The sequence below is a fragment of the Anaerotignum faecicola genome (genome assembly GCA_024460105.1).
Classification (GTDB): Bacteria; Bacillota; Clostridia; order Lachnospirales; family Anaerotignaceae; genus JANFXS01.
The window spans coordinates 1-475 of sequence record JANFXS010000222.1; the positions used below are offsets into that span (position 1 = coordinate 1).

The following is a 475-nucleotide window of genomic DNA, read 5'->3' on the forward strand; positions in this document are numbered from 1 at the left end:
GAACTTCTGGCTGCCGAGATCGATGAAGGGGTCAAAACCCTCTTTTCGCCTCCGGTGCTGTTAAAGCAGAGAGTGATATTTGCGCTGTTTCAGATCATGAGAAATTTCGAGGTTCTCATCTCAGGAAACTTTAAAAAAGAGGCTAATTTACAGATCAGCAGTCTGCAGAAGGCAGAGACTCTGACGCTGCTGAAACGAAGCCTCTACGCCTTCTTTCTGGACTTGGGAAAGGAACTGAACTGCCAGAAAGAGGGAAACGGGCGGGATATTATGACCGACTGTGGGGAGTATCTGGAAAATCATTATATGGATGAGATTAATCTGGAAAGCGTTGCAGAGAAATACCATTTTAACCCGTCCTATTTCAGTACGCTGTTTAAAAATACGTATAAGAGCACGTTTTCCGAATATTTGATCAGGATACGGATGGAAAAGGCCAGAGAACTGCTGCTTACGACAGAATCCAGGGTTCGGG

The 475-nt window shown here is 45.1% G+C and carries 1 protein-coding gene; it reads left to right on the forward strand.

Features of this window, described 5'->3' with window-relative positions:
* A partial coding sequence (locus tag NE664_13650; GenBank protein MCQ4727677.1) for an AraC family transcriptional regulator occupies positions 1-475 on the forward strand: 475 nt, incomplete at both ends.